The 8,026-nt window shown below is 58.2% G+C and carries 5 protein-coding genes and 1 tRNA gene; 3 read left to right on the top strand and 3 right to left on the bottom strand.

Annotated elements, in window-relative coordinates:
• Positions 1-318 precede the first annotated feature (318 nt).
• The 3 genes from WMO44_RS14125 to WMO44_RS14115 all read left to right on the top strand — a co-directional run bounded on the left by WMO44_RS14125 (position 319) and on the right by WMO44_RS14115 (position 4,675).
• Positions 319-1,254: a LysR family transcriptional regulator gene (locus WMO44_RS14125; RefSeq protein ID WP_349152958.1), complete on the top strand. Its 936-nt coding sequence runs from the start codon at positions 319-321 to the stop codon at positions 1,252-1,254.
• Positions 1,255-1,996: 742 nt separating this feature from the next.
• Entirely contained in the window at positions 1,997-3,499 is a 1,503-nt protein-coding gene (locus WMO44_RS14120; RefSeq protein WP_349152957.1) for a carbon starvation CstA family protein, read from the top strand.
• Positions 3,500-3,658: 159 nt separating this feature from the next.
• Positions 3,659-4,675: an ATPase P gene (locus WMO44_RS14115; RefSeq protein ID WP_349152956.1), complete on the top strand. Its 1,017-nt coding sequence runs from the start codon at positions 3,659-3,661 to the stop codon at positions 4,673-4,675.
• A gap of 381 nt (positions 4,676-5,056) precedes the next feature.
• Here WMO44_RS14115 and WMO44_RS14110 read toward each other — a convergent pair whose 3' ends face one another.
• The 3 genes from WMO44_RS14110 to WMO44_RS14100 all read right to left on the bottom strand — a co-directional run bounded on the left by WMO44_RS14110 (position 5,057) and on the right by WMO44_RS14100 (position 7,490).
• Positions 5,057-6,418, bottom strand: coding sequence for an MATE family efflux transporter (locus tag WMO44_RS14110; RefSeq protein WP_349152955.1), 1,362 nt, complete (start codon positions 6,416-6,418; stop codon positions 5,057-5,059).
• 148 nt (positions 6,419-6,566) lie between these two features.
• Positions 6,567-6,643 (bottom strand) — tRNA-Arg (locus WMO44_RS14105).
• 70 nt (positions 6,644-6,713) lie between these two features.
• A complete protein-coding gene (locus WMO44_RS14100; RefSeq protein ID WP_349152954.1) occupies positions 6,714-7,490 on the bottom strand; it encodes a type III pantothenate kinase in 777 nt (258 codons plus the stop codon).
• Between the last annotated feature and the right edge of the window lie 536 nt (positions 7,491-8,026).

The following is an 8,026-nucleotide window of genomic DNA, read 5'->3' as shown; positions in this document are numbered from 1 at the left end:
CGGCGCGACAGCTCCCCCCCGGGGGAGCAAGCGCTCGCCCGCAGCGCCGCGCTTTCGCAGAAAGCGGCGCTGCAAATGCCGTTTCCCTCTACGACCCCTCCCGTGAAAATAGCGTTTGGAGCGCTCCGCAGAGCGCGACAAACGCGAAATTTAAAATATTTTTCCGCTGAATATGGCCAAAGCGCACGCGGCGGCCATTCAAAATTGTCAAATCGTCCCGCCGCCCGGCGGCTGAGAGCAAAAAAACTCCCCCGCTTGACAGCGGCGCGGAGAAATTGTTACAATACGATTACGACTGCAAACCATGCGGAGGGGTTCATGAATATTACGGAACTGCGGTATCTGGTAGCCATCATGAAATGGGGGTCGGTGTCGGCGGCGGCAAAGCAGCTGTACGCGGCGCAGCCCAATGTGAGCAAGGCGCTGAAGAATCTGGAAGAGGAATACGGGGTGCGCATTTTCGAGCGCTCCTCCACGGGCATGATCCCCACCGAGCAGGGCAAGCGGTTCATCGCGCAGGCGCAGCGGGTGCTGCAGCAGGTGGACGAGCTGAAGCAGGAGGCGCACCAGCAGCGCAGCTGCGCCGAGCTGCGGGTGGTGCTGACCCATGCCACCTACGCCTCCTACGCGGCGGTGGATTTTTTGCAGCAGGCAGCCCGCAGCGAGCAGCTGCAGGCACATATCCGGGAGAGCGGTGCCATTGAAGCCTTGGACTTTGTGCTGCGGCAGGGCTACCACATGGCGCTGCTGCGCTACGCCGCCGAGGACGAGGACTACTACCTGCGCTACTGCCAGCGCCACGGTCTGCGGCAGGAGCCTATCATGGAGTTTTCCTACCTGCTGCTCACCAGTCAGGACAGCCCGCTGGCGCGGCGTCAGGTGCAGAACCTTGACGAGCTGAACGATTACATCGAGGTGCTGCACGGCGACACCCATCTGCCCGGGGACGAGAGCACCGCTTCCCGCTGGGAGGTGAACCCCAACCGCCGCATCCATGTGTACGAGCGGTGCAGCCAGTTCTCCATTTTGCAGAATCTGCCCACGGCCTATATGTGGTCGTCCCCCATGCCGCAGCGTGCGCTGGAGCAGTACCATCTGGCACTGCATAACTGCCCGGCGCAAAAACAGCAGATGCGGGACGTGCTGGTGTACCCGGAGCGGGAGCCTTTGCAGCCGGAGGAGCAGCTGTTTGTGCAGCTGCTGCACAAGCAGGCAGATGCCACCATCAAGGACAGCGGGTGGAAGAAGATTTGAAATGCGCGCTGCGTCTTCCGGGTTGCGGCACCCAGCATCCGCATCGTGCCTTGGGCGGCACGCGCGTCTTGCTGGCCGCTGCCCCAACAACTCCTCCCTGTTTCCGCCGCTGGCGGCGGTCGTCGTTGTTGCAGCGGAAGAATTATTTTTATTTTCGGGCTAGCGGAGCGTCTGCGGACGCTCCGCTAGCCCTTTTTCACGGGTGGGGGCTTGGAACGAACTCCCTCAGTCAAAGCCTGACGGCTTTGCCAGCTCCCTCTAAGAGGGAGCCTCTGGTGCACCCGGAAACTTTGCACTTTAGCCGGAAACCGTACCGTCATGCCAAAGGCCCCATCTCCGAGGGGGCTGTCGCCGTAGGCGACTGGGGGAGTTCCCTCGGGAGCGCCTGAGAGGGCGGATTTCCCTTCTTTTCGTCCAAAATCCCACGTTTCAGGGAGAAAATCGCAAACGATTAAGCAAAATGCACAAAAAGGCGGCGCAAAGTTTGGCGGGGGCGGGCTTGACCGTTTCCGGGAGAAAGTTTTTGAGAAACAGAACGATGAATTAAAACGTGTTATCGCCACAAAATAAAAGTTTGCATAAACAAATAAAATAAGCGGCTATATACTTTTTGATATGGGAACTATACCTAAAAAATATTAACACAATTATGAAAAAGGTGTTAACATGAAGCCAGAGATCGGTCATAGCCGCAGTATGGCATAAGCTGTCGGCGGCTGAAATCAAAAAGGAGGTTTCTGGTATGATTAGTTTCTTACTGTGTCTGGCGCTTCTGATCGTAGGCTACTTTGTCTATGGTAAGATCGTGGACAACACGTTCGGACCGGACGACCGCGAAACTCCTGCTGTGCGCATCAACGATGGCGTTGACTACGTTGTGATGCCCCAGTGGAAGCTGTTCCTCGTCCAGCTGCTGAACATTGCAGGTCTGGGCCCCATCTTCGGTGCACTGCAGGGTGCTCTGTGGGGTCCCGTGGTGTTCCTGTGGATCACCTTCGGCACCATCTTTGCCGGCGGCGTACATGACTACTTCTCCGGCATGATGAGCGAGCGCAACGAGGGCGCTTCCATCGCCGAGGTCACCGGCCGCTATCTGGGCCCCGTGATGCAGAACATCATGCGTGTGTTCTCTGTGGTGCTGCTGATCATGGTCGGTACCGTGTTCGCAGTGGGCCCCGCAGGTCTGATCGTTACCCTGTGCAAGAACGGCGGTATGTCCGGTCTGATGACCACCACTCTGTTCTGGCTGATCATCATTCTGGTGTACTACTTCATCGCAACCTTTATCTCCATTGATGCCATCATCGGTAAGATCTACCCCGTGTTCGGCATCTGCCTGATCATCATGGCTGTGGGCGTTATCTTTGGTATCTTTACCAACCCCGCCTACACCATCCCCGAGATCTGGGCAAACTTCAGCAATATGCATCCCTCTAACACTCCTATCTGGAGCTTCATGTTCATCACCGTTGCCTGTGGTGCTATCTCCGGTTTCCACTCCACCCAGTCGCCTTTGATGGCTCGCTGCATGAAGAGTGAGAAGCAGGGTCACTTCGTATTCTACGGTGCAATGGTCAGCGAGGGCATCATCGCTCTGATCTGGGCTGCTGCCGGCTGCGCACTGTACACCATCACCGACGGCAAGATGGTCGGTCTGGCCGAGGCTCTGGCTGCCGGTCAGTCTGCCGCTATCTACGACGTCTGCCTCAAGACCATGGGTAATGTCGGCGTGGCACTGGCTATGATCGGTGTCGTTATCTGCCCCATCACCTCTGGTGATACCGCATTCCGTTCCGCTCGTCTGACCCTGGCCGACTGGCTCAAGATCGATCAGGACAGCTACGCAAACCGCCTGAAGCTCTGCATCCCCGTGCTGGGCGTTGGTGCTTTCCTTGGCATCGGCAACGCACTGGGCTTCATCGACTACACCGTCATCTGGCGTTACTTCAGCTGGACCAACCAGACGCTGGCTATGATCGTCCTGTGGGCTGCTTCCATGTACCTGTTCAAGGAGAAGAAGAACTTCTGGATCACCGCCGTGCCTGCAACCTTCATGAGCGCTGTGTCCTGCACCTACTTCGTGCTGGCTCCCGAGTGCCTGGGCAAGATGATCAACACCTATGCGGACGGCAAGCTGGTGGCTTACAACACCGCCGTTGCTTACCCCATCGGCATCGTCTTTGCCATCGCAATGCTGGCTCTGTTCCTCCATGCTACCAAGAAGAGCTCTACTTCCAAGGCATAAGGAACTGACGGCTCTATATTTCCGTAAGTAACCTGCGCCCGCCGCTGCCTGACCGTACAGCGGCGGGCGCTGTTTTTTGAAAAAAATCAGGGCTTGCAATTGCCCCCGCCCCGTGGGAAAATAGGGGCGTAGAATTTAAAGCAAAGAAGGGAACTACCCATGATTTTCAAACCCGCACAGCTGGGCATGGCAAAGCTTGACCCGCAGGAGCTGGAGGCAGACAAAAAAGCCTGCCGGAAGATCGGCCCCTGCGGCGTAGGCAAAAAGGCGCTGTACCTGAACAGCTTTTACATCGACCGCCGCTATTATCTGCCCTACGGCAGCATCACCCGGGTGTTCAAGCGGGTGGCTATGAGCTCCGGCGGCTTTTCCGGCAAGGGCGTGTTTGCCTCCATGGCCTATCTGGTGGTGGAGTACGACGGCGGCAAGCAGAAACAGTGCAACTTCAAGGACGAGCGGGACGTGGACACCCTGCTGGAAGTGCTTGCCAAGGAGCAGCCGCAGCTGCATCTGCTGAGCGCCGCCGGAGAGCAGGCACTGCAGAAAAAGGCCGCCGAAAAGGCCGCCCGCAAGCTGCCGGAGCTTTCCGAGGACGCGCAGCACAGCCTTACCGTGCTGCGCCGGGCAAAGGAGTATCTGGACGCAAAGCCGGAGCTTTCCGCCGAGCTGAGCGCTGCCCAGCGCCGCAAGCGTGCGCAGCTGCAAAGCAAGCCGGTGTACCGGTATGTGGCGCTGGCGATCTTTGTGCTGGGCGTTGCGGCGGCGGCCTACGGCCTGTATTCTGTGTTCAGCCACACCGGCAGCTACGGCGTGTACTTTGCGCTGTTCGGCTTTGCCGCCATCTTCCTGTTTTCCAGCTACAATATGCTGCCCACTGCCCACAATAACAACAACGCCATCATGAAGCGTGCGGACAAGGCCGAGGCAGCCATGGCAGAGTATGTGAAGCACTACCCCCACGGGGCGTTCCCGGTGAAAAGCTGGTATGCCCACCCCATCGTGCTCAAGCAGATGATGGACGCCGTGGAGGAGGGCCGTGCCGTCACCGTGCCCGAGGCACTGGAAGCGGTCAAGGCACGCCTGAAGAGCCTGAACGCAGACGTGCAGGTGGAGCAGGAGGAATACGACGAGGTGGTGGTCATCAAGGCCCTGTTCCTCAACCACGATTATCAGTAAAACCTTGTGATAACACAAAGCCGGACGGCCCGCGGGCCGTCCGGCTTTTGCTTTTACAGGGCAGGAGCTGCTGTTCAGAACAGGCGGCGAAGCCCTATGACACAAGGGGACTTTTGAACAGTAGCTCATTATTACCACTTTTGAATATTGGATAGTATTTAAAAGCATCGTGCTTTCGTTATATTTGCAACTGCTCCCTACTGTTCAAAACTTCTGGCTACTTTTGAACAGTAGGGAAAAAAGCGCAGTGTTCTGCGTGTTTTGGCGCAGAAAAAGTAACTATTCAAAACTCTATGGGTCATAGGGGACTTTTGAACAGTAGCGGCTGTGCCTTAAATCGCGGCGGCAAGGCACACGCGGCGCACATTCCAAATCGTCCTCTTACGCCGCCGCGGGCTTGCGGAAGATGGCCATTGCGCGCTTGTAGCAGCTGGCAAAATAGGCAATCTCTGCCAGCGCGGTCAGCGTCCAGCTGCACGGGTACAGCAGGTACAGTGCCGGGATGGTGTGGAAGTGGGCAAAGATGGTGTACACCCAGATCACCCGGAATACGCAGGAGCCCAGCACCACGATGATGGTGGGCACCACCGTCTTGCCCAGCCCGCGGGAGGCGGCGATGGTGCAGTCCATAAAGGCGGAGACGCAGTAGGCAAAGGCCATCACAGCCACCCGCTTCATGCCGGCGTCAATGACCGCCGCTTCGGTGGTGAACAGCGCAAGGAAGGCCGGCCCGCAGAAGAACAGCGCCGCGCCCAGCACAAGCCCCACGCCGAAGGAGTAGCCCAGACTGATGAAGTAGCTCTTCTTTACCCGGTCAGGCCGTCCCGCGCCGTAGTTCTGGCTCATAAAGCTGGCGCAGGCCATGTAGAAGGCCGCCATGCAATCATAAATCAGGCCGTCCGCATTGGCGGCGGCGCTGTTGCCCTTGACCATCAAAGAGTCAAAGGAGTTGACGCCCGCCTGAATGAACAGGTTGGCAATGGCAAAAATAGCGTTCTGCAATCCGGCGGGCACGCCCAGCGCAAGGATGCTCTTGGCCTGCACCGGGTCCAGCTGTAATTTATGTGCGTCCAGCGCGTAGCAGTCCTGCACCCGGGTCAGCGCCCGCAGGATCAGAAATGCCGAAACGCACTGGCTGATGGCACTGGCCAGCGCCACACCCACCACGCTCAGATCGCACACGATGACAAAGAATAGGTTCAGCGCAATGTTCAGGGCACCGGCAATGGACAGATACATCAGCGGCTTTTTGGTGTCGCCGATGGAGCTGAACACCGCGTTGCCGAAGTTGTACAGCGCCAGCGCCGGCATGCCCAGAAAATACACCCGCAGATACAAAATCGCGCCGGGCAGCAGATCTTCTTTGGTGTTCAGCAGCCGCAGCATGGCGGGGGAACCCAGCAGACCGATGAGCAGTAGCGCCACACCGGCAACGGCGCTGATGATGGCCGCCGAGTGGACGGTCTTTTCCACGTCCTTGGGATGGCGCGCGCCGTAAAAACGTGCCACCAGCACGTTGATGCCGTTGCTCAGACCGATGAGAAAGCCGGTGAACAGGGTCACCAGCGTGCTGGTGGAGCCAACAGCGCCCAGCGCCGTGGAACCGGCAAAGCGCCCCACCACCGCCACGTCCGACATATTGAACAGTACCTGCAGCAGGTTGGAAAGCGCCAGCGGCAGACTGACCAGAAAGATCTGCTTGGCCAGAGGGCCTTCCGTCAGCGTATTCGTTTGAGAAGCCATACTCTTTTTTCCTTTATCCTATACATCCTAACCGTGCCCGCGCACACCGGGGCACAGCCTCTATTATAAGGCACTGCGCTGCTTTTGCAAGATGGATTCGATAAAATAAATAAAAAGGACTGCTGCACATAACCTGTGCAGCAGTCCTTGGTGCGACCGGGAGGATTCGAACCTCTGGCCTTCCGGGTCGGAGCCGAACGCTCTATCCAGCTGAGCTACGATCGCAAATACTGTATCCCTTTGGTGGGTACAACACAGTATAACACATTGGGATGCAAAATGCAAACGAAAATCGTCAGCCCTTCCGGTTTCGCAGCCAGATGCGGTGCAGGCCGTCGGTGATCAGGGTCTCGCGGTAGTGGATGGGGGTGCGGCAGGCCTCCCGGATGGAGCGGGGAAGGTCGCCGGTGGCGTAAAAGGCGGTCTGTGCGCCCAATTCGGCGCAGAAGCGGTCGGCCAGACCGTCCAGCAGGCTGGCCGTGCCCAGCACAAAGCCGTTTTGCAAACAGGCCGAGGTACTTTTGCCCAGCACTGAGTCCGGGGCGCGGGTGGCAGGGTCGATCTGGGGCAGCTGCGCGGTCTTTTGCACCAACGCGTTCATGGAAAGCTGCGGCCCGGGCAGGATCACGCCGCCCACAAGCTCCTGCTTGGCGTTCACCGCCATCAGGGAGATGGCCGTGTCTGCCGAGATGACCACCAGCGGCCCGGGGCACTCTGCCAGCGCCGCCACCGCGCCGCACAGCAGCTCTGCACCCAGCTGCGCGGGGTTGTCCAGCCGCAGCTTGATGCCGCTTTTCAGCCCCGGCCCCACGGTCAGGATGCGTGCCTTGCATAAAAGCTGTAAAGCCGCCAGCACCCGCCCGCTGAGCATGGGCACCACGCTGCCCAGAATGCCGCCCTCGATCTGCGCCGGAGATGCTCCGTACAGCTGTAACAGATTCACCAGCCGGATGGCGTATTCCTCCACCGTGGCAGCGGGGTCGGAGTGCAGCCGCCCGCAGAAGATAAGGGTATCTTGTTCGTAGCCGCCCACGGTGATGTGAGTGTTGCCGATATTGACGGTGAGGATCATGGTCAGGGCTCCTTTCGCAGCGCTCTATAATGTATATAATATATAATAGCGCACCCGCCGCCGATACGCAAGGCTTTTGCTTTTGGTGGGGGAGGAGAGGACGAACCCTCTCAGGCGCTCCCGCGCCAGCTCCCCCGAAGGGGGAGCCAAGGTCTAAGGTTTATTACTAAAGTATTAGGCATAATGAGGAAGTTTCCGGCAGTGCTCTTGGCTCTCCCTTTGGGAGAGCTGTCAAGCCCGACAGGGCTTGACTGAGAGGGCGCACGCCGTTGACCCGGTCACTAAAGTTTCAAGTGCAATAAGAGACCTTCCCGTCATGCCAAAAGCTCCCCCCTCGGGGGAGCTGGCATCGCGCAGCGATGCCTGAGAGGGTTCGTTGCGGTTGGAGTTTTGCTCCCAAACCCCCACCACAAAGAATTTGGAAAAAAGATGTCAAAAAGTGTTGACAACTGCCCCGGGGTGTGGTATTATACTTGAGCGCCAAGCGCTGAGACAAAAGAATGACTTCTGAAGCCTCAGCAGGAAGCCCTTGAAAA

This window comes from Faecalibacterium tardum, from assembly GCF_040096515.1.
GTDB lineage: Bacteria > Bacillota > Clostridia > Oscillospirales > Ruminococcaceae > Faecalibacterium > Faecalibacterium tardum.
This window is presented reverse-complemented; position numbering and strand designations above follow the sequence as displayed.